Annotated in this window: 19 protein-coding genes; 12 read left to right on the plus strand and 7 right to left on the minus strand. The window is 56.7% G+C overall.

The features are described from left to right. Positions 1-15 precede the first annotated feature (15 nt). Both N6G83_RS42900 and N6G83_RS42905 read left to right on the plus strand, forming a co-directional pair. Entirely contained in the window at positions 16-816 is an 801-nt protein-coding gene (locus tag N6G83_RS42900) for a PTS mannose/fructose/sorbose/N-acetylgalactosamine transporter subunit IIC (RefSeq protein ID WP_024483041.1), read from the plus strand. Continuing rightward, complete coding sequence (locus N6G83_RS42905; protein ID WP_211134496.1) at positions 816-1,637, plus strand: PTS system mannose/fructose/sorbose family transporter subunit IID; 822 nt, start codon at positions 816-818, stop codon at positions 1,635-1,637. The genes N6G83_RS42900 and N6G83_RS42905 overlap by 1 nt, the downstream gene beginning before the upstream one ends. A gap of 44 nt (positions 1,638-1,681) precedes the next feature. Here the strand turns inward: N6G83_RS42905 and N6G83_RS42910 are convergent, their stop codons facing one another. The 4 genes from N6G83_RS42910 to N6G83_RS42925 all read right to left on the minus strand — a co-directional run bounded on the left by N6G83_RS42910 (position 1,682) and on the right by N6G83_RS42925 (position 5,001). Then, positions 1,682-2,464, minus strand: a complete 783-nt coding sequence (locus N6G83_RS42910; protein WP_173408713.1) for a glucose-6-phosphate isomerase family protein — start codon at positions 2,462-2,464, stop codon at positions 1,682-1,684. Then, positions 2,457-3,020, minus strand: a complete 564-nt coding sequence (locus N6G83_RS42915; RefSeq protein ID WP_211134497.1) for a glucose-6-phosphate isomerase family protein — start codon at positions 3,018-3,020, stop codon at positions 2,457-2,459. Before N6G83_RS42915 ends, N6G83_RS42910 begins: the two co-directional genes overlap by 8 nt. 157 nt (positions 3,021-3,177) lie before the next feature. After that, a complete protein-coding gene (locus tag N6G83_RS42920) occupies positions 3,178-4,338 on the minus strand; it encodes a glutathionylspermidine synthase family protein (protein WP_024483037.1) in 1,161 nt (386 codons plus the stop codon). 3 nt (positions 4,339-4,341) lie between these two features. After that, a complete protein-coding gene (locus N6G83_RS42925) occupies positions 4,342-5,001 on the minus strand; it encodes a DUF1190 family protein (RefSeq protein ID WP_024483036.1) in 660 nt (219 codons plus the stop codon). A 339-nt stretch (positions 5,002-5,340) separates the two neighbouring features. Between N6G83_RS42925 and N6G83_RS42930 the strand changes: the two genes are divergently transcribed. The 4 genes from N6G83_RS42930 to dhaM are packed head-to-tail and all read left to right on the plus strand — an operon-like array spanning position 5,341 to position 9,634. After that, the gene (locus N6G83_RS42930) at positions 5,341-6,441 is read left to right on the plus strand and encodes a glycerol dehydrogenase (protein ID WP_024528281.1); all 1,101 of its coding nucleotides are present in this window, start codon (positions 5,341-5,343) and stop codon (positions 6,439-6,441) included. Positions 6,442-6,491: 50 nt separating this feature from the next. After that, on the plus strand, positions 6,492-7,559 hold the full coding sequence (gene dhaK, locus N6G83_RS42935; protein WP_098929766.1) for a dihydroxyacetone kinase subunit DhaK: 1,068 nt from the start codon (positions 6,492-6,494) through the stop codon (positions 7,557-7,559). 9 nt (positions 7,560-7,568) lie between these two features. Next, positions 7,569-8,207: a dihydroxyacetone kinase subunit DhaL gene (dhaL, locus tag N6G83_RS42940; RefSeq protein ID WP_098929767.1), complete on the plus strand. Its 639-nt coding sequence runs from the start codon at positions 7,569-7,571 to the stop codon at positions 8,205-8,207. Continuing rightward, a complete protein-coding gene (gene dhaM / locus N6G83_RS42945; RefSeq protein ID WP_211134498.1) occupies positions 8,204-9,634 on the plus strand; it encodes a dihydroxyacetone kinase phosphoryl donor subunit DhaM in 1,431 nt (476 codons plus the stop codon). Before dhaL ends, dhaM begins: the two co-directional genes overlap by 4 nt. Here the strand turns inward: dhaM and dhaR are convergent. Beyond that, complete coding sequence (gene dhaR / locus N6G83_RS42950; protein WP_211134499.1) at positions 9,631-11,580, minus strand: dihydroxyacetone kinase operon transcriptional regulator DhaR; 1,950 nt, start codon at positions 11,578-11,580, stop codon at positions 9,631-9,633. The genes dhaM and dhaR overlap by 4 nt on opposite strands. A gap of 161 nt (positions 11,581-11,741) precedes the next feature. Then, positions 11,742-13,163 carry an outer membrane channel protein TolC gene (gene tolC / locus N6G83_RS42955; protein WP_211134500.1) on the minus strand — a complete coding sequence of 474 codons (1,422 nt, stop codon included), beginning with the start codon at positions 13,161-13,163 and terminating at the stop codon, positions 11,742-11,744. Between the two features lie 283 nt (positions 13,164-13,446). On the opposite strand from tolC, the gene nudF reads away from it, so the two are divergent. The 6 genes from nudF to N6G83_RS42985 all read left to right on the plus strand — a co-directional run bounded on the left by nudF (position 13,447) and on the right by N6G83_RS42985 (position 18,909). Then, complete coding sequence (gene nudF / locus N6G83_RS42960) at positions 13,447-14,079, plus strand: ADP-ribose diphosphatase (protein ID WP_074031225.1); 633 nt, start codon at positions 13,447-13,449, stop codon at positions 14,077-14,079. Further along, a complete protein-coding gene (locus tag N6G83_RS42965) occupies positions 14,080-14,505 on the plus strand; it encodes a DUF1249 family protein (protein WP_021179514.1) in 426 nt (141 codons plus the stop codon). It abuts the gene before it with no gap. A 27-nt stretch (positions 14,506-14,532) separates the two neighbouring features. Continuing rightward, complete coding sequence (gene cpdA, locus N6G83_RS42970) at positions 14,533-15,360, plus strand: 3',5'-cyclic-AMP phosphodiesterase (RefSeq protein WP_024529152.1); 828 nt, start codon at positions 14,533-14,535, stop codon at positions 15,358-15,360. Beyond that, on the plus strand, positions 15,360-15,935 hold the full coding sequence (yqiA, locus tag N6G83_RS42975) for an esterase YqiA (RefSeq protein ID WP_065684669.1): 576 nt from the start codon (positions 15,360-15,362) through the stop codon (positions 15,933-15,935). The genes cpdA and yqiA overlap by 1 nt, the downstream gene beginning before the upstream one ends. An 89-nt stretch (positions 15,936-16,024) precedes the next feature. Further along, positions 16,025-17,920: a DNA topoisomerase IV subunit B gene (parE, locus tag N6G83_RS42980; protein ID WP_021179517.1), complete on the plus strand. Its 1,896-nt coding sequence runs from the start codon at positions 16,025-16,027 to the stop codon at positions 17,918-17,920. A gap of 92 nt (positions 17,921-18,012) precedes the next feature. Then, the gene (locus tag N6G83_RS42985; protein WP_211134501.1) at positions 18,013-18,909 is read left to right on the plus strand and encodes a LysR family transcriptional regulator; all 897 of its coding nucleotides are present in this window, start codon (positions 18,013-18,015) and stop codon (positions 18,907-18,909) included. Position 18,910: 1 nt separating this feature from the next. Here the strand turns inward: N6G83_RS42985 and N6G83_RS42990 are convergent, their stop codons facing one another. After that, positions 18,911-19,216 (minus strand): putative quinol monooxygenase, encoded by a 306-nt coding sequence (locus N6G83_RS42990; RefSeq protein WP_024529149.1) that lies wholly within the window; start codon positions 19,214-19,216, stop codon positions 18,911-18,913. Positions 19,217-19,257: the final 41 nt, after the last annotated feature.

The following is a 19,257-nucleotide window of genomic DNA, read 5'->3' on the forward strand; positions in this document are numbered from 1 at the left end:
TGACAGGAGTTAACTATGTGGTTTGAAGCGACGCTTATCGGGATACTCTGCTATCTCGGCGCGCTGAGTAGCCCTTGGCTGCTGGGGCTGACCGGAGGCTGGTATATTCTCAGCCGCCCGTTGGTCTCCGGTATGCTGGTGGGGGCGATCCTCGGCGATGTACAGACCGGTATCATCATCGGTGTTGCGGTTCAGGCGGTATATATCGCCATGGTAACACCAGGAGGATCGATGCCGGCCGATCTCAACTTTGTCGCCTTCCCGGCGATTGCGCTGGGGATACTTTCCGGCAAGGGCCCGGAGGTAGCGGTCGCATTGGCAGCGACTATCGGCATCATGGGCACCGTGCTGTTCAACGCCATGATGGTGCTCAACTCCTATTGGAACCACCGAGCGGACGTGGCGGTAGAGCAGGGGGATGAACGGGGGATCTATCTTAACAGCGCCATTTGGCCGCAGGTGACCAACTTCCTGCTGCGCTTTGTGCCGACCTTTATCGCGGTGTTCTTCGGGGCTCGCTACATCAACGCCTTCATGGACAGCCTGCCCGCGCTGGTGCTAACCACCATGAACGTGGTCGGTGGCATTCTGCCTGCGGTGGGGATTGCCATTCTTCTCAAGCAGATCATTAAAAACTACAGCATGCTGATTTACTTCCTGGTGGGGTTTATCTGCATCGTGTTCCTCAAGCTGAATATGGTGGCGCTGGTGATTGTTGGCGCGCTGTTAGCGCTGATCCACTACAACTATAAGCCGGAGCCGCAGGTCGCCAGTGCACAGGCTGGGCCCCAGGCCGACGATGAGGATGAATTCTGATGGAAACGCCAACACCTAAACTGAATAAACAGGATCTGCGCCGCTGTTGGCGCGCCTGGATGATGTATAACCTGTCCTCGATGAGTTTTGAGCGGCTGGAGTCTTATGGTTTTTGCCTGAGCATGATGCCCGCGCTGAAAAAACTGTATCATGACAAGCAGCAGCGCATTGAAGCCATTCGCCGCCATACCTCATTTTATAATACCGAGCCGCAGCTGGGCGCGATCGTCAACGGTATGGTGATCGGGCTGGAAGAGAAACGGGCCAACGGGGAACCGATTGATGGTGAAACCATCAACACCTTGAAAGTGGGCCTGATGGGGCCAGTGGCCGGGATCGGCGATTCCATGTTGCCGGGGATGTTGATCCCCATCCTGTTGAGTATCGGCATGGCACTGGCCGCCGGTGGCAGCGTGATTGGGCCGCTGTTTTACATTATTGCCTTTAGCCTGATCGTTATCCCTGGCTCTTACTGGCTGTTTATGAAGGGTTATAACATGGGGTCCGGCTCGGTGGAGATGCTGGTCAGCAGCAAATCCTCCCGCCTGCGTGAAGCGCTTTCCCTGCTGGGGGTGTTTGTCATGGGCGGCGTGGCCGCCAGCTACGTCAAGCTGGGTACAGGGCTGGAGTTTATCACCAAGGATGGGGTGAACATTCAGCTGCAACACATGCTGGATGGTATTTTCCCTAACTTGATGCCGCTGATCGTGGTGCTGGCTACCTGGTATCTGATGGCTAAGCGCGGGCTTTCACCGGTGAAGGCGATGCTAGGCCTGCTGTTGTTGGCCGCTGCCGGAGTCGCCTGCGGCCTGTTCTCCTGAACCATCATCCATCGGGCGCAGCCAAAGGTTGCGCCCGTCTTCTATCAAGGTTCAAATCTCTGCCATTTTTCCGCTACGCTGCCCGGCTTGGAAATAAACTGGAAGCGTGCCGGGTCCGCCTCAAATTGCGCATAGAGCGGCTTATCGCTCAGACCAAACTCGGCGTAATGCCGTGGCCCAATGGCGTGCAACCTGCCGGATTGATAATGCGGGTTTTGCTGCCAGACGATGTTATCGCCCTGCAATAATGGATACCATGCCAGCCCTTTGTAGGCCCGTACCGCCTCATACTCAAAGCCGTATTCGCGATCGCACCAGGCGGCGAAGGTCAGTGGCTGATGGGGATCGGCGGAAATGGTGGCATGCGCCCAACCCGGCGGCACCAGCACTTTCTCCCCTGGTCCGGCATGGACGGCAAAGCAGCGTCCTGGGTCCCGTTCGACCCGTTCCTGCATATAGATGATCGCTTTGCCCTGCCAGATTTCGTACAGCTCCGGCGGAGACCAGCCGCTGTGCTGGCTGACGCGGTGAATATGCCCTTGGCTGCGTATCGGTTCACGCCCCAGTTGGCCTTTGGCATAGGTTACGATACCAAATAACAACATGCGCTTTTTTAACTCCACCAGATGTTGCTGCTTGGCCACGTCCATAACGATGGCGTATACCTGCTCTGGGCCATCACAGTCGGGGTCGCGAAGCGAAGGGCGGATTTGATCCAACGTGCGGATCTCTGGCAGCGGCCCTATCACCTCATCCCCATAGCCAAAACCCATCGGCTCGCGGGTAACGCGCACGTCCAATCCATACGGCAGCATTGAGTCACTCATATTGGGCCTTCGCTTTCCAACCTGCGCCATCGGCGAACACCCGCAGTTTGAAGCCCTTTGGCTGTAAGGCGCTGTAATCATGCCCGGCCACCGTTGGCCAGACCGCTAATGCCGAGAGTACCTCATCGCCGGTGTTAATCAGACGGTGGGCGGTGAAGGAGGGGATATGGTGGACGCTGCCAGCAAACACTTGCTCAAGGATGCAGTCACCGTCCTGATGTTGTAGCAACAGCAAACCCTTACCCCGTAACCCGAAGTAGAATTCAGCTTGTTCACGACGCTGATGGAAGTGCCCACGGGTCATAAAGAACTCGTTACCCACCTTACCCGGCTGCAAGTGCGTAGTGCCGACAAACAACTCACCTTCCAGCGATGGGGAAGGCAGCATTTCAACGTTGTAGACGGCAAACTCTGCTGGCATTGCCTGCCAGGCGTGACGATCGGCAAATATCCCTGCCAGGTTGCCCAGGGTGGTGGATTTATGTTGTACATCAGGTGCGGTAAAGCGCCCATCATGCAGGTTTACCTGCGGCGGGATAAGGGAAGTCAGCTTCATATCTGGTAGCTCCGCCCGAGGAGAACAGACCGTTTGAGTATATGAGGTTAATCGATTAATCACCAGAGAGGACCAATAAAAAAGGCGCGAAAATTTCGCGCCTCAGATCGGGCGCATTGTGCGACGCCCCTCCGGTGAGTATGTTCGACCCTACGGATTAACCAAGAATAATATGCGGGTAGAAGCGCGACAGATCCTGGGTGATCAACTCGCGATCTTCACGCAGGCCAATACCGCAAGGCTGATCGTTGACCAACCAACTGCCGATCAGCGTATAACTGCCTTCAAACTGGGGCAATTGATGGAACTGCTGCACAATCATGCCTTCTTCGCCGTATGGCCCATCGACGCGCGCCACTTCCTGACCGTTCTGGACGATCTGGATGTTGGCACCCTCGCGTGAGAACAGCGGTTTGGTGACGTAATGATCCATCTGCGGATGATCGTCCTCGGCAAAGTAGGCTGGCAGCAGGTTTGGATGATCCGGGAACATTTCCCACAACAGTGGCAGCAGAGCCTTGTTGGAGATAATGCTCTTCCAGGCCGGTTCCAGCCAGCGTACGCCAGCATCTTCCAGCTTGGTGGAGAACATCTCGCGCAGCATAAATTCCCACGGATAGAGCTTGAACAGGTTACTGATAACCTGATTTTGCAGATCGGTGAACTGGCCTTTCTCGCCCAGGCCAATCTCTTCCATAAACAGGAATTCGGTCGGCAGGCCTGCTTCCAGCGCGCAGTCTTGCAGATATTGCACCGTACCGCGATCTTCCTCGCTGTCTTGGCAGCAGGCCAGATGCAGCAGGCTAAAGCCGTGGTTGGCTTGCAGATCGGCGAAACGTTCGATCAGTTTTTCTTGCAGGCTGTTGTACTGGTCAGCGGCGGGATCCAGCTTGCCGGCGTTGATCTGATCTTCCAGCCACAGCCATTGGAAAAACGCTGCCTCATACAATGAGGTTGGCGTATCGGCATTATTTTCCAACAGCTTGGGTGGATTGATGCCGTCATAGGCCAGATCGAGGCGTGAATACAGCGAAGGCTGATTAGTGCGCCAGGAGCTGCGAACGAATTCCCAGGTGTGCTTGGGGATGCAGAATTTGGTCATCAGTTGATCGCTGTTGACCACCTTATCCACCACCTTCAGGCACATTTGGTGCAGTTCGGCGGTCGCATCTTCAATCTCTTCGATCTGCGCCAATGTGAATTGGTAATAGGCATCTTCACACCAGTAGGGTTCGCCGTACATGGTGTGAAAGGCGAAACCAAATTCGGTGGCTTTTTCGCGCCAGTCTGGGCGCTCGCTAATCGCAACGCGTTTCATGTCTTAACCGCCCATGCTGCGTGAGCTGCTGGAGGTAGCGCTGCTGCGTTGCATGCTGGTCTGTTTGGCCACGGACTCACCGAAGCCACCACGGGTAACGGTATTGGTCACCGCGGGTTTAGGGGCCATTGCGGTTTTAGGTACCGTCATGGAGCGGCCGCCTGCGGTTGCCGGGCCATAGCTTTTACCGCTGGCGTCAACAAACTTGCCGTTTGCTGGGCTGGCGGCGTTTTTAGAGGAAAACAGCGGCTGTTGAGCGTAGCCCCCGCCACCCATCATGCGGCCCATCATGTAGCCCGCCATCAGCGGCATCCACATGCTGCCACTGCTTTGTGATTCTGCGGCCATGCCAGCCTGTGCTGGAGCCTGAGTACATTGCGCTTCACCGAATTCGGCTACGCAGTCTTCACGAGTGGCATATTTAGGTGCGGTTTTTTCCGCTTCTTTCAGCGCGTTGTTATACGCAGTGGTGCACTGCTCGCTCATCGACGGGTTGGAGGTTGAACAATCGTCAGCATTTTTATACAGGGAAACCGTCTCATCCGCCTGTTCGCAGCCGGCCAGCATAAACACTGCGCTGATCGCCAAAGCCACGGGGGCAACACGGTAGCTGCGCCAGGATTTGCGGAAGGTGTCTTTGTTGATGTTTTTGGTCCGTTTCATCGATATTTATCCCATCATGCGGGCTGTATTCGCCCTTGCCCAGTAGTGGTCGATAGGATAGGGGAAAGATGCTCAAAATTAAAGCTGAAACACCCGCAGGATCCACTCTTTACGCACTTATACGTTACGGTGTGCGCCAGTTCGCTTTACTGCGCATAACTGCAGCAAAAGCGTTACATAATGGAACGTTTTGCCCGAAGCTACGTTCCATTATGTAACGTTTTTTTCCTTACTCGCCAAGCGGCCGGCAGGTCGTATAGTCAGCAACAGAACAATACGTCGATATCACCCTCTGAAATCTGAACGTTACTTGGTTAACGTCTCTACAAGGAGTCAGTTATGTTGAGAATTATTCAATCCCCGAGCAAATACATCCAGGGAGCCAATGCGTTGGCCTCCGTTGGCCAATATGCCAAAGCCCTTGCCGATCATTACTTTGTGATCGCCGACGATTTCGTCATGAAACTGGCGGGCGATACTGTGATGGGCAGCCTGCATCAGCACGGGGTGAAGTATCACGCTGGTACGTTTAATGGCGAATGCTGCCGCAAGGAAATCGACCGCCTTGGTCAGGAGCTGAAAAGCCACGGCTGCAAAGGGGTGATCGGCATCGGTGGCGGTAAAACGTTGGATACCGCCAAGGCGATTGCCTATTACCAGCATGTGCCAGTGGTTCTGATGCCAACCATTGCTTCGACGGATGCGCCTACCAGCGCGTTGTCGGTGATCTACAGCGAAAGCGGCGAGTTTGAAGAATACCTGATCTACCCCGCCAACCCGAATATGGTGGTGATGGACAGCGCCATTATCGCCAAAGCGCCGGTACGCCTGCTGGTGGCGGGCATGGGCGACGCGCTCTCCACCTATTTTGAAGCTCAGGCCTGCTTCGATGCCCAGGCCACCAGCATGGCGGGCGGCAAGTCTACGCTGGCGGCGCTCAATCTGGCGCGTCTATGCTATGAAACGCTGTTGGCTGAAGGAGTCAAGGCCAAGCTGGCTGCGGAGTCTGGTGTGGTCACCGAAGCGGTGGAGCGCATCATTGAAGCCAACACCTATCTGAGCGGTATTGGTTTTGAAAGCAGCGGTCTGGCGGCGGCGCATGCCATCCACAACGGTTTCACCGTGTTGGAAGAGTGCCATCATCTGTATCACGGGGAAAAAGTGGCGTTCGGCACCCTGTCTCAGTTGGTGCTGCAAAACAGCCCAATGGCACAGATTGAAACGGTGCTGAACTTCTGCCAGCAGGTCGGGTTACCGATCACCCTGGCACAAATGGGCGTCACCGGTGAACTGACAGAAAAAATCGGCAAGGTGGCAGAGGCCAGCTGTGCCAAAGGTGAAACCATCCACAACATGCCGTTTAGCGTGACGCCGGAAAGCGTACTGGCGGCTATCCTGACGGCAGACAAACTGGGCAGCGCCTGGTTGCAACGCGCATAAATCATCGGGCGCGCTCAACGCGCCCGCTGTTCTCTACAGAGGAATTAACCGTGAAAAAGCTAATCAATCAGGTCGATTCGGTACTTAACGAACAGTTACTCGGCATGGCTGCCGCTCACCCGGAGCTGCAGGTGCATCAGGATCCTGTGTTTGTGACCCGCACGGCGGGGCCGATCCCAGGCAAAGTGGCGATCCTGTCTGGCGGTGGTAGTGGCCATGAGCCGATGCACTGCGGCTTCGTGGGCGAGGGAATGCTGGACGGTGCCTGCCCAGGGGAGATTTTCACCTCACCGACGCCGGATAAAATGTACGACTGCGGCCAAGCTATTGACGGCGGCGCCGGGGTGTTGCTGATCATCAAGAACTACACCGGTGACATCCTCAACTTTGAAACGGCGACCGAATTGCTGCATGACAGCGGCGTGCCAGTGGCAACGGTGCTGGTGGATGACGACGTAGCGGTCAAAGATAGCCTGTTCACCGCAGGCCGACGTGGCGTTGCCAATACGGTGCTGATGGAGAAACTGCTCGGCGCGGCAGCGGTACGGGGTGACGATCTGGACGCGCTGGTCACACTGGGGCACAAAATCAACAACCAAGGCCACTCGCTAGGGATTGCTCTGGGCGCTTGCACCGTGCCTGCGGCAGGTAAACCGTCGTTTACTTTGGCGGATAACGAGATGGAGTTCGGCGTTGGCATCCACGGCGAACCGGGGATCGAACGGCGGACGTTCACCACCCTCGATCAAACGGTGGATGACATGTTCCATACCCTGATCGATCACGGTGATTACCAGCGCTCGATCCGCGTTTGGGATCGTCAGCAGGGAGAATGGCGTGAAGAGAGCCAGAGCAAACGAGCTTTGACGCAGGGGGACCGGGTGATTGCGTTGGTCAATAACCTGGGGGCTACGCCGCTTTCCGAACTGTACGGAGTTTACCACCGTTTGGCGCAGCGTTGTGCTGCGGCCGGGATCGTCATTGAACGCAATCTGGTGGGGTCATACTGCACCGCATTGGATATGCAGGGGGTTTCCATCACCTTGCTGCAAGTGGATGACGAGCTGTTATCGCTGTGGGATGCGCCGGTGAACACGCCAGCGCTACGCTGGGGCTGAGGAGGAAACATGACATTAAGCAAACAGCAGGTCGTTGAGTGGTTGATGCGTTGTGGTGAGGTCTTTACCCGCGAACGCGATTTCTTGACTCAGTTGGATAGCGATATCGGTGATGGCGACCACGGCCTGAATATGAACCGTGGCTTTAGCAAGGTGGTAGAAAAGCTGCCTTCGGTAGCGGACAAGGACATCGGCTTTATTCTCAAAAACACCGGCATGACGCTGCTCTCCAGCGTTGGTGGTGCCAGTGGTCCGCTGTTCGGCACCTTTTTCATCCGTGCGGCTCAGGCAGCCAACGCCAAGCAGAGCCTGGATCTGGCGGAGTTGAAGCAGGTGATCCAGGAAGGCGCGGAAGGCGTAGCGATGCGTGGCAAGGCAGAGCCGGGCGATAAAACCATGTGTGATGTCTGGGGGCCGGTCGTTGCAAGCCTGGGCGAGTCGTTACAGCAGCAGCTCAGCGTGACCCAGGCGCTACAACAGGCCGCCGTTCGGGCGGAGCAGGCAGCACAGGCCACTATCGTCATGCAGGCCCGTAAAGGGCGCGCCAGCTATTTGGGCGAACGCAGCATCGGCCATCAGGACCCAGGCGCAACCTCAGTCATGCTGATGATAAAAACGCTGGCCCAGGTGGTCGAGGAGGCAGGATGATCAATATCGTCGTAGTTTCGCATAGTGCACAACTGGCGCAGGGTGTTGAGCAACTCGCCCGCCAGATGATGCGCGGCGAGGGTTGCAAACTGGTGCTGGCGGCGGGGGTCGATGATGAGCTACACCCGATCGGCACCGATGCGGTGAAAGTGATGGAAGCGATCGAATCCGTGGCTGACGGAGAGGGGATCGTGGTGCTGATGGATCTCGGCAGCGCATTATTGAGTGCGGAAACCGCGCTTGAGCTGCTCGACCCAGAGGTGGCGGCCAAGGTGGTACTGTGTGCGGCACCGCTGGTGGAAGGCACGCTGGCCGCGGTCGTAGCGGCTAATGCGGGCGGTAGCCTGAAGCAGGTGCTGGCAGAGGCGCAAGGAGCCTTGCAGGCCAAGCAGGCACAGCTCGGTGAGGAGATACCCGCCAGTAAGCCACTGAATTTACCGCTGAGTCAGGGAAAAAGCCTGAGTTGGACGGTACAGAATCCACACGGATTGCACGCTCGCCCGGCAGCGCGTCTGGCAGAGGCTCTGGCTCCATTTGCAGCGGAACTGGTGCTGGAAAAGCATGGCCAATGTGCCAACCCACGCAGCCTTAATCAACTGGCTTTGTTGCAGGTTCGCCACGGCGACACTATCCGCCTGATTGCCGATGGCGCACAGGCTGATGAAGCGCTGGCGGCTTTCAAGGCGTTGGCAGAGCAGCATTTTGGCGAAACCGTATCTGAGCAGCAACTGCCTTCGCTGCACGGTATCCCCGTGGAGGAAAGCGTCAGCAGTGGTCCGATATTCCAGGTATCGAGCTTCTGGCCACAAACGGAAGAACGCCAGCTAGGGGCCGATGACGTGCTCAACGAACAGCAGCGCCTGCGTATCGCATTGCAGCAGACGTTAGACGATTTGAACAGGCTGGCCGATCGCACTGGCAACCTGATCGGCAAACCGCAGGCGGCGATCTTTGGGGCGCACAGCATGCTGCTAGACGATCCCGATCTGCAACAGGCTGCCTTTACCCGTATTGCCCAACAGCAGTGCAGCGCGGAACTGGCGTGGCGGCAGGAGCTGGAGCAGATTGCCGCCGATTATCGGGCGCTGGATGATGAGTATTTGCAGGCGCGGGAACTGGACGTGCGTGACATGCTGCGCCGTACGCTGAGCCATCTGTCACGGCAGCCTATTCCGGCGATCGTGCTCAATGAGCCTGCGATCCTGGTGATGGATGAGCTGATGCCTTCCGACGTCGTGATGCTCGATCGGCGCATGGTTCTCGGGATTTGCCTGAGCGGCGGCAACGCCTTGTCACACACCGCTATTCTGGCCAAAGCGATGGGGATCCCGATGGTGGTCGGCATGAGCGAATGTATGAGCAAGACCCGTAGCGGCCAGAAAGCGATGCTGGACGCGGCGCGCGGTACCTTACAGCTCAGCCATTAACCCCGCAGCTTGAACTGGCTGATATCGATATTCAACTGTTTGACTTTACGCCACAGAGTGGTGCGGCTGATGCCCAGCAGCTGCGCCATTTCGTTAAGCTGCCCGTGGCTGACGTTGGCTACGCGGATAATAGCCTGCAACTCCATTTCCGCCAGCGTCATCAGTGGCATAGCCGGTTGAGAGTCGCTTTCCACTAGCGGCTGATGGCTGAGCAAATGAGCGGGTAGGTCGGCCAGTTGAATATGGTGGCCGTGGCAAATCATCGCGGCGCGCTCTATCACCCCTTTCAGTTCCAGATCGTTACCCGGCCACAGGTACAGACCAAGCTGGGTCATAACGTCGTCGTCCACCCGGAAACGACATTGGAAGTGTTGCTCCAGAGCGCGCAGATGGTGCTGGACCAGCAAAGGGATGTCACTGAGGCGCTGGCGTAACGGCGGAATTTGGATCTCAAAGGCCTGCAGACTATAAAACAGCTGGCGGCGGAAGCGGTTCTGCTGCACCAACAGCGGCAGGTTGGCGGCGCTGGTAGCGATCACCCGTACGTTCACCGGGATCACGCGGCTGGAATTCATACGCATCACCACTCCGGTTTTTAGCACCTGCAACAGAGCGGACTGCATGGCCAGCGGCAGGTATTCGACCTGTTCAAGATGCAGCGTGCCGCCGTTGGCCAGTTCGAACTTACTGAGTTGGCCCGCTTCTTCTTCATTGGCATCACTGCCCAACAGCTCCTTCAACCCTTGCGCCTCGGGCAGCAACTGGCAGTTTAAGGCGATATAAGGCCCGACGGCCCGTTCGCTGGCATTGTGGATGGCCTGGCTGACCAGTTCTTTCCCCACCCCTTCTTCACCGCACAGTAAAATCGGGTGCTGGCCCTTCGCCGCCTGCTGGCCATAGCGGATCAGGCGGCGCATTTCCTGGGTGCCGGAAGGCATCTGTTCGAAGGTGTGGCTGACCCGGCCGATCTGGCTGCTGACGTACTGATGCAGCCTTTCCAAGGGATGCAGCAAGGCGATAAAGCTACAGTGCTCACCGTCCAGGATCGGTTTGAGGGTGAGTAGCGCGGCGATAAACTGGCCCTGGCTTTCAAAGGTGACTTCCACATGCTGTAACGGCTGGCGTTGGCTGATGGCGCGGTTAAGCAAGGCCGGTAGCGTCAATAACTGTGTCAGCGGCTTGCCCTGGCTCTGCTGTTCGTGCAGCTTCAGCATAGCGGCGGCGCGCGGGTTGATATATTGCAGATAACCCCGGTGATCCCAGGCCATGACACCGTCGTCTACGCTATCCAGTAGCCCGTTGAGCTGATTGAGATGGCGGTTGGATTCGGCCAGCAGGCCGTCGGCGTTCAGGGCATTGCCGATCTCCCGGGCGATCGCCAGGATCAGGGAAAGATCGCCCGCATTACAATCGGCCAACTGGCAGCCCAAAGCCAGCATACCGCGCTGGCGGCCGCTATTGTCATGCACCGGTGCGGCGCAGAATGACCAGCCATGCAGCGCCTGGCGCACGTGTTCATCGCTATGGATCTGTACCGGATGGCCCTCGGATGCGGCCAGAGAAGGGGCATTGGTGCCGATGTCGCCTTCTGCCCAATAAGCGCCGGGAGCAAAACCCAGTTCGAGCAGCTGTTCGCCGGTCGTCTTGTCGCCACATTGCCACAGCGTACAGCCGCTTTCGTCGAGGATCAGCAACACGCAGTGGCGCTGTTCCATATATTCCCAGGCATCCTCCAACGCCGCCTGGCCGAGCGTAATGAAATCATCCTTACGCCGGCAGATCGAGTCGAAGGTGGTGCCCAGGGCGCGATGTGGGGCTTTCCACACGGCGGGTTGCATCAGGTGGCTGCAGCGTAGCCAGGAGGCATAAATGGCAGGGGAAGGGCGCAACTGTGGCGGTAACGCGCCTTCGGTGATCAACCGTTGCCAGAGTGAAGCGTTGTCCATCAGATCCCGTTCAGCAGGTAAACCCAAATAGGGAACTAATCATAACATTAACCCATTTACAGAGGCTGTGAGGCGATGGGCAGAAGCAGGATCATTGGATAAAAAAACGGAGCGCGGTAAAAACCGGGCTCCGTTATTCGGTAGCTCAAAGCCGCCGCAGATTATCTGCTGGCCGTTGGCCGGGTGGTGCTGGAACCGTCAACGTAGGCATCTTGCGCCGTTGTTGGTGGGGCCACCACGTCTGGTGCGGTGGAGATTGGCTTGCCTAGTGCTCCGTTCAGCATCATCAGATCGTTTTCGTTCAGCGTGCCGAGCGCGGATTTGATGTTCAACTGGTTGATCAGGTAAGAATAACGCGCATTGGAAAGCTGCTGCTTGGCGTTATACAGCGTGGTTGTCGCATCCAACACGTCAACGATGGTACGGGTACCCACTTCATAACCGGCTTCGGTCGCATCCAGAGAACTCTGGGCAGAAACCACCGCTTGTTTATAAGCGCTGATGCTGCTGATGGACGCAGAAACGTTGTTGAAGGAGGAACGTACGGTTTGCACCACGCTGCGGTGGGCGCTTTCCAACTGCTCGCTGGCACCGACGAAGTTGTACTGCGCCTGTTCTACCCGCGAGTTGGTTATGCCGCCGTTGTACAGTGGCACGCTAACGCTGATGCCGACCTGGTTCTGACCATTAATCGAGTCGTTGCCACTAGTACCAGTGTTAGCTCTGGAACCACTGTATTTGGAATTGGTGATCCCGGTAGAAGCATTTAAATCAACCGTTGGCATATAGCCGGTTTGCGCCGATTTGATCTGCTCACGGGCCAGATCCTGGCTCAGGCGGGCAGACAGCAGGCTCAGGTTACGGCTTTCTGCTTCCTTCAACAGGCTGTTGACGGCATCCGGGCGCTTGGTGCTGAACTTGTTGGTATCCAGCGAGGCCAGTTCCGGGTAGAAGGCGCCGGTAATTTGGCGTAACGATTCTACCGCGTTATCCAGGTTGTTACGGGCGGTTACTTCGTTGGCCAACACGGTATCGTAGTTGGCACGGGCGTTCTGCACGTCGGTAATGGCAACCAGGCCTACGTTAAAACGCTGGGTGGTCTGATCCAACGTACGGTAAACCGCTTGTTTATTCGCCTGGGTGTAGGACAGGGCATCGATCGCCTGTAGTACGTTGAAGTAGGCGGTGGCCGTATCCAGGATCAATTTCTGGGATGACGTCTGGAAAGTGACATCGGTAATGCCGGCGGTCTTTTCCTGCAGCGTCAGCGCGCGCCATTTGGACATATCAAAGATAGTCTGGGTCAGCGCCAGCGAGCCTTGGGTGGTGTTGCTGTTAAGCCCATTGGCATCGCGGAAGCCGTTGTTATAGGTATAACCGGCAGATAAGCCAAGCTGTGGCAGCAACGGGCTGCGTGCCTCGTTGATTTTTTCATACGCCGCATCACGGTCGGCAGCGGTTTTACGCAGATCCGGGTTACTTTCCCTGGCCTGTTTGTAAACCTGCAACAGGTTCTCTGCCTGGCTCATGGTGCTGAAGCCTGCGAGGCTCAGACCAATAAGAAGGGGGAGCAGTTTCTTCATTTGCATTCCTTGTTGTGCAGCAATATTGCTATGTTAGCGCTGACGATAGACGAATAGTTGCCAATTCTAGCAGAGTCTGCCGAGCGCTGAGGGTGGCTTAATGTGCCATCTCACAGAACTTTTACCTTGGTGTACGCTACGTTGACTGACACTTGGCTATTTGCATCTGCGCTACCTGATATCATGGTTCACAATCTAACACAAAGCGGGTGAAGATAACCCCGCCGTTTCTGTCATCAAATCCCTTTATTTTGCCGGCATAATCACACAGGAGAATTCGTAGATGAAACGTTCGCAACCTTCACCCGTTACTTTCGACAAAAATGATGTAGAAATTATTGCACGAGAGACGCTATACCGTGGTTTTTTTTCACTCGACTTATATCGCTTTCGCCATCGTCTGTTCAACGGCGAAATGAGCGGTGAGGTCACTCGCGAAGTTTTTGAGCGCGGCCATGCGGCGGTGTTGCTACCCTATGATCCCATCAGGGATGAAGTCGTGCTGGTTGAACAACTGCGGATCCCGGCCATCGATAGCTCAGCTTCTCCTTGGCTGCTGGAAATGGTTGCGGGTATGATCGAAACGGGAGAGAGCGTTGAAGACGTATGCCGCCGTGAAGCATTGGAAGAGGCTGGCGTGGTGGTGGGGCGCTGCAAGCCGGTGCTGAGCTATCTGGCCAGCCCTGGTGGCACCAGCGAACGTCTGTCTATTATGGTTGGTGAGGTTGACGCCCTGACGGCCGAAGGGATCCACGGATTGCCCGAAGAGCATGAAGATATCCGTGTCCACGTGGTCAGCCGCGAACAGGCTTACCGCTGGGTTGAAGAAGGCGCGATTGATAATGCCGCATCAGTGATTGCATTGCAGTGGCTGGCGTTGCACCATGAATCGCTTAAAGCAGAATGGGCCAACTAAATGCAAAAGCGCTATACCCCTGACTTCCCCGAAATGATGAGATTGTGTGAAACCAACTTCGCGCAATTGCGGCGTTTGATGCCGCGTAACGACGAAGTCGATGAAACCGTCACTTATCAGGTGAATGGCGCCCACTATCGTCTGACTATTGTTGAATCTACCCGTTACACTACGCTGGTGCAGATCGAGCAGACTGCGCCTGCGGTCAGCTACTGGAGCCTGCCTGCGATGACGGTGCGGCTGTACCACGACGCGATGGTTGCGGAAGTGTGTTCCAGTCAGCAGATCTATCGGTTTAAAGCGCGTTATGATTATCCGAACAAAAAGTTGCATCAACGTGACGAAAAGCATCAAATTAACCAGTTTCTTGCTGATTGGTTGCGCTACTGTTTAGCGCATGGAGCAATGGCGGTTCCGGCTTGTTAGGTCGACGGAGATAACAAAGGACACCATTTGGAAAGCCTGTTTAGACTGCCCGTGGCGAGTGGGGCCAAGGTCAGGATCCTACAAATAACTGATACCCACCTGTTTGCTGGCAAGAATGAGACCTTGCTTGGCATAAATACCTATGCCAGCTATCACGCGGTGCTGGATGCGGTGATCGCGCAGCAGCGTGAGTGCGACCTGATCGTGGCAACCGGTGATCTGGCGCAGGATCATTCCCAGGCGGCATACCGGCACTTTGCCGATGGCATCACCCGTTTGCCCGCGCCCTGTGTCTGGCTGCCGGGGAACCACGATTTTCAGCCTGCGATGGTAGATGCGCTGGCCGCAGCCGGTATCTCACCTTCCAAGCAGGTGCTGCTGGGGGACAACTGGCAGGTGTTATTGCTGGATAGCCAGGTGTTTGGCGTGCCGCACGGCGAGCTGAGTGAATACCAGCTGGAGTGGATGGAACGTTGTCTGGAGGCTCATCCAGAGCGCTACACGCTGCTGTTACTGCATCACCATCCGTTGCCTTCCGGCTGCACCTGGCTTGATCAACACAGTTTGCGTAACCCGCATACGCTGGCGGCCGTGCTGTGGCGCTATCCGAAAGTGAATACCTTGCTGTGCGGACATATCCACCAGGAATTGGATCTGGGTTGGCACGGGCGTCGGCTGTTGGCCACGCCGTCCACCTGTGTGCAATTCAAGCCGCACTGCACCAATTTTACGATCGACGACGTTTCCCCAGGTTGGCGCTATCTCGACCTGTTGCCGGATGGCCGGGTGGAAACCCAGGTATTCCGGCTGGAAAACGATGACTTCCGCCCCGACATGGATTCGGACGGCTACTGATGCCTTCAACCTTACTTTACCTGCACGGTTTCAACAGCTCGCCGCTTTCGGCCAAGGCCACGGCTTTCAAAGCCTGGCTGGCGGAAAATCATCCCCATATCGACATGCTGGTACCGCAGTTGCCGCCCTACCCGGCGGAGGCGGCGGAAATGCTGGAAGATATGGTGATGGCGCGGGCAGGCCAGACGATGGGCGTCGTAGGCTCCTCGTTGGGCGGCTATTATGCCACCTGGTTATCGCAGTGTTTTGCGTTGCCAGCGGTAGTGGTAAACCCTGCGGTGAAGCCGTATGAGCTGTTGATCGACTATCTGGGGAGCAACGAGAACCCCTACACCGGGCAGCAATATGTGTTAGAGTCACGCCACGTTTATGATCTGAAAGTGATGCAGGTCGATCCCTTGGAGTCGCCGGATTTAATCTGGTTGCTACAGCAAACGGGCGATGAAATTCTCGATTACGGTCAGGCAGTGGCTTATTACACCGCCTGCCGGCAAACGGTGGAGTCGGGCGGAAACCACGCTTTCGTCGGTTTCGAGCACTACTTCCCCCAGATTGTGGATTTTTTAGGGCTATGACGCCGCAGCAACTTCAGCTATCACAGATATACTGAACAGGCAGCGGGCGATTTCGGCACCTTCCCTCAACCACGAAAAAATAATCAACGATGACTCAATCCAGCTATAACGCTGATGCCATTGAAGTACTCAGCGGTCTAGAACCAGTGCGCCGTCGTCCCGGTATGTATACCGACACGACGCGTCCGAACCACCTCGGCCAAGAGGTGATAGATAACAGCGTCGATGAAGCGTTGGCGGGCCATGCCAAGCGTATCGACGTGATCCTGCACGCCGATCAGTCACTGGAAGTGATCGACGACGGCCGCGGCATGCCGGTGGATATCCACCCTGAAGAAGGCGTGCCGGCGGTTGAGTTGATCATGTGTCGTCTGCATGCGGGCGGGAAATTCTCCAATAAAAACTACCAGTTCTCCGGCGGCCTGCACGGCGTGGGGATTTCGGTGGTCAACGCCCTGTCCAAGCGGGTGGAAGTCAACGTCAAGCGCGACGGTAACGTCTATAGCATCGCTTTTGAGAACGGCGACAAGGTGCAGGATTTGGCGGTGACCGGTAGCTGCGGCAAGCGCAACACCGGCACCAGCATTCACTTCTGGCCTGACGAGCAGTTCTTCGACAGCCCGCGCTTCTCGGTTTCCCGCCTGTCGCACCTGCTGAAAGCCAAAGCGGTGCTGTGCCCCGGCGTTGAAATCTACTTTATCGACAAGCTGAACAACACCGAGCAACGCTGGTGCTACCAGGACGGCCTGACCGACTACCTGATGGAAGCGGTGAACGGTCTGATCACCCTGCCGGAAAAGGCGTTTGTCGGCAATTTTGCCGGTGATACCGAAGCGGTGGACTGGGCATTGCTGTGGCTGCCGGAAGGCGGGGAACTGCTGACGGAGAGCTACGTCAACCTGATCCCCACCATGCAGGGCGGCACGCACGTCAACGGCCTGCGCCAAGGGCTGCTGGATGCGATGCGCGAGTTCTGTGAATTCCGCAATATTCTGCCGCGCGGCGTGAAGCTGTCTGCGGAAGATATCTGGGATCGCTGTGCCTACGTGCTGTCGGTGAAAATGCAGGATCCGCAATTCGCGGGCCAGACTAAAGAGCGGCTCTCTTCTCGCCAGTGCGCGGCGTTTGTTTCCGGCGTGGTGAAAGATGCCTTCAGTCTGTGGCTGAATCAGAACGTCCAGGCGGCCGAGCAACTGGCCGAACTGGCGATCTCCAGCGCTCAACGTCGCCTGCGTGCGGCGAAGAAGGTGGTGCGTAAGAAGCTGACCAGTGGGCCTGCGTTACCGGGCAAACTGGCGGACTGCACCTCGCAGGATCTGAGCATGACCGAACTGTTCCTGGTGGAAGGGGACTCGGCGGGCGGCTCGGCCAAGCAGGCGCGCGATCGCGAATATCAGGCAATCATGCCGCTGAAGGGCAAGATCCTCAACACCTGGGAAGTTTCCTCAGACGAAGTGTTGGCCTCGCAGGAAGTCCATGATATCTCGGTGGCGATCGGCATCGATCCCGACAGCGAAGATCTCAGCCAACTGCGCTACGGCAAAATCTGTATCCTGGCGGATGCGGACTCCGATGGCCTGCACATCGCCACGCTGCTGTGTGCGTTGTTTGTGCGCCACTTCCGTTCGCTGGTAAAGGGTGGCCATGTGCACGTTGCGATGCCACCGCTATACCGTATCGACCTGGGCAAAGAAGTCTATTACGCCCTCGACGAGGAAGAGAAAGCCGGCGTGCTGGAGCAGTTGAAGCGTAAGAAGGGCAAGCCGAACGTACAGCGCTTTAAAGGGCTGGGTGAAATGAACCCGCTGCAACTGCGTGAAACGACGCTCGATCCCAACACTCGCCGTCTGGTGCAGTTGACCATCGATGACGAGAATACCGATCAGACCATGGCCATTATGGACATGCTGTTGGCGAAGAAGCGCTCGGAAGACCGCCGCAACTGGCTGCAAGACAAGGGCGATACCGCCGAGCTTTCAGTCTGATGCCTGTGGGGCCGCAACCGCGGCCCCACGTTTTGACATTGTGCCATCCCTGGCGCACTGCGTGCTGCGCCCGATAACCCAGGGCGGAATGCATGAAAATCACCCTCGAAGAACTATTGGCTTATACCTCCGTGATCGACAGCGGTTCGATTACCGCCGCCGCCGAGCAGCTTGGCCAAACCACCTCTGGCATCAGCCGGGCGCTGAGCCGTCTGGAAAAAAAACTCGATACCACGTTACTGCGCCGCACCACACGTCGTCTGGAATTGACCGAAGAGGGGCAGAGCTTTTTGGCCCATGCGCGGGAAATTATCAATTCGGTGGAACATGCCGAGGAGCAGATGGCGCTACGTCGTCTGAACCCGGCGGGCAGGCTGCGGGTTAACGCTGCCGCGCCCTTTATGGAACATGTGATCGTGCCGCTGGTCGCCGGTTTCCGCCAACGTTTCCCACAGATTGAGCTGGAGCTGAACACCGATAACCTGATTATCGATCTGCTGGAGAAGCGCACCGATATCGCCATTCGTATTGGCGCATTGCGAGACTCCACCATCCACGCGCGCTTGCTGGGGGCCAGCCGGTTACGCATCCTCGCCAGCCCGGACTATATTGCCCGCTTTGGGGCACCGCAGAGTGTCGAAGAGCTAAACCACCATAGCCTGCTGGGCTTTACGCAGCCCGAGTCGCTCAATCTGTGGCCGCTGCGCCATCGGCAGGCGGAGCGCTTTGCCATTATCCCAACGCTATCAGCCTCTAGCGGCGAAACGCTGCGGCAACTGGCGCTACGGGGAGAAGGGATTGCCCAATTGGCCGATTTTATGACGCGGGAAGATCAGCGGGAAGGGCGTCTGGTTCAGTTGCTGGCGGCCGAAACGTTGGATGTCCGCCAGCCAATCAATGCGGTGTATTATCGCAATGCCCAGTTGGCCGCACGGATCACCTGTTTTCTAGACTATGTCAGCGCGCATATCACCGATGCACAGATGTGAGTCAGGCGTTATCCAGTACGTAAATGGTCGTGTCCAGCACGCTGTCCTTGATGGTTTCACGGTGCTTGAGCATGTGATCCGTCTGTAGGTGTTGTTCCAGATGCGCCTGGCTCTGCCATTTTTCCAACATAAAGATCGAATCCGGCGAACGCTTCTGCCACGGTGCCTGGGTGTCGGCGTCGATCATTGGCTGATAGCCGCCACAGCCCTCTTCCGCCAACACCGCTGGCAACAGCTTCTCAATCGCTTTTAATACGCTTTCACGATGACCCGGTCTGGTTCTGATTTCTGCAATTACGGTGATCATTACGGCCTCACTGGTTAAAGGTATGATTGATAAAACCCATC

The organism is Serratia sp. PL7, from assembly GCF_945957435.1.

Bases quoted from the DNA above. Each gene is read 5' to 3' on its own strand.
- dhaM (WP_211134498.1), top strand. From the start codon at position 8,204: ATGATCAATATCGTCGTAGTTTCGCATAGTGCACAACTGGCGCAGGGT.
- N6G83_RS42905 (WP_211134496.1), top strand. From the start codon at position 816: ATGGAAACGCCAACACCTAAACTGAATAAACAGGATCTGCGCCGCTGT.
- yqiA (WP_065684669.1), top strand. From the start codon at position 15,360: ATGCCTTCAACCTTACTTTACCTGCACGGTTTCAACAGCTCGCCGCTT.
- N6G83_RS42900 (WP_024483041.1), top strand. From the start codon at position 16: ATGTGGTTTGAAGCGACGCTTATCGGGATACTCTGCTATCTCGGCGCG.
- N6G83_RS42930 (WP_024528281.1), top strand. From the start codon at position 5,341: ATGTTGAGAATTATTCAATCCCCGAGCAAATACATCCAGGGAGCCAAT.
- nudF (WP_074031225.1), top strand. From the start codon at position 13,447: ATGAAACGTTCGCAACCTTCACCCGTTACTTTCGACAAAAATGATGTA.
- N6G83_RS42990 (WP_024529149.1), bottom strand. From the start codon at position 19,216: ATGATCACCGTAATTGCAGAAATCAGAACCAGACCGGGTCATCGTGAA.
- N6G83_RS42965 (WP_021179514.1), top strand. From the start codon at position 14,080: ATGCAAAAGCGCTATACCCCTGACTTCCCCGAAATGATGAGATTGTGT.
- dhaL (WP_098929767.1), top strand. From the start codon at position 7,569: ATGACATTAAGCAAACAGCAGGTCGTTGAGTGGTTGATGCGTTGTGGT.
- N6G83_RS42910 (WP_173408713.1), bottom strand. From the start codon at position 2,464: ATGAGTGACTCAATGCTGCCGTATGGATTGGACGTGCGCGTTACCCGC.
- dhaR (WP_211134499.1), bottom strand. From the start codon at position 11,580: ATGGACAACGCTTCACTCTGGCAACGGTTGATCACCGAAGGCGCGTTA.
- N6G83_RS42915 (WP_211134497.1), bottom strand. From the start codon at position 3,020: ATGAAGCTGACTTCCCTTATCCCGCCGCAGGTAAACCTGCATGATGGG.
- parE (WP_021179517.1), top strand. From the start codon at position 16,025: ATGACTCAATCCAGCTATAACGCTGATGCCATTGAAGTACTCAGCGGT.
- N6G83_RS42920 (WP_024483037.1), bottom strand. From the start codon at position 4,338: ATGAAACGCGTTGCGATTAGCGAGCGCCCAGACTGGCGCGAAAAAGCC.
- N6G83_RS42925 (WP_024483036.1), bottom strand. From the start codon at position 5,001: ATGAAACGGACCAAAAACATCAACAAAGACACCTTCCGCAAATCCTGG.
- N6G83_RS42985 (WP_211134501.1), top strand. From the start codon at position 18,013: ATGAAAATCACCCTCGAAGAACTATTGGCTTATACCTCCGTGATCGAC.
- tolC (WP_211134500.1), bottom strand. From the start codon at position 13,163: ATGAAGAAACTGCTCCCCCTTCTTATTGGTCTGAGCCTCGCAGGCTTC.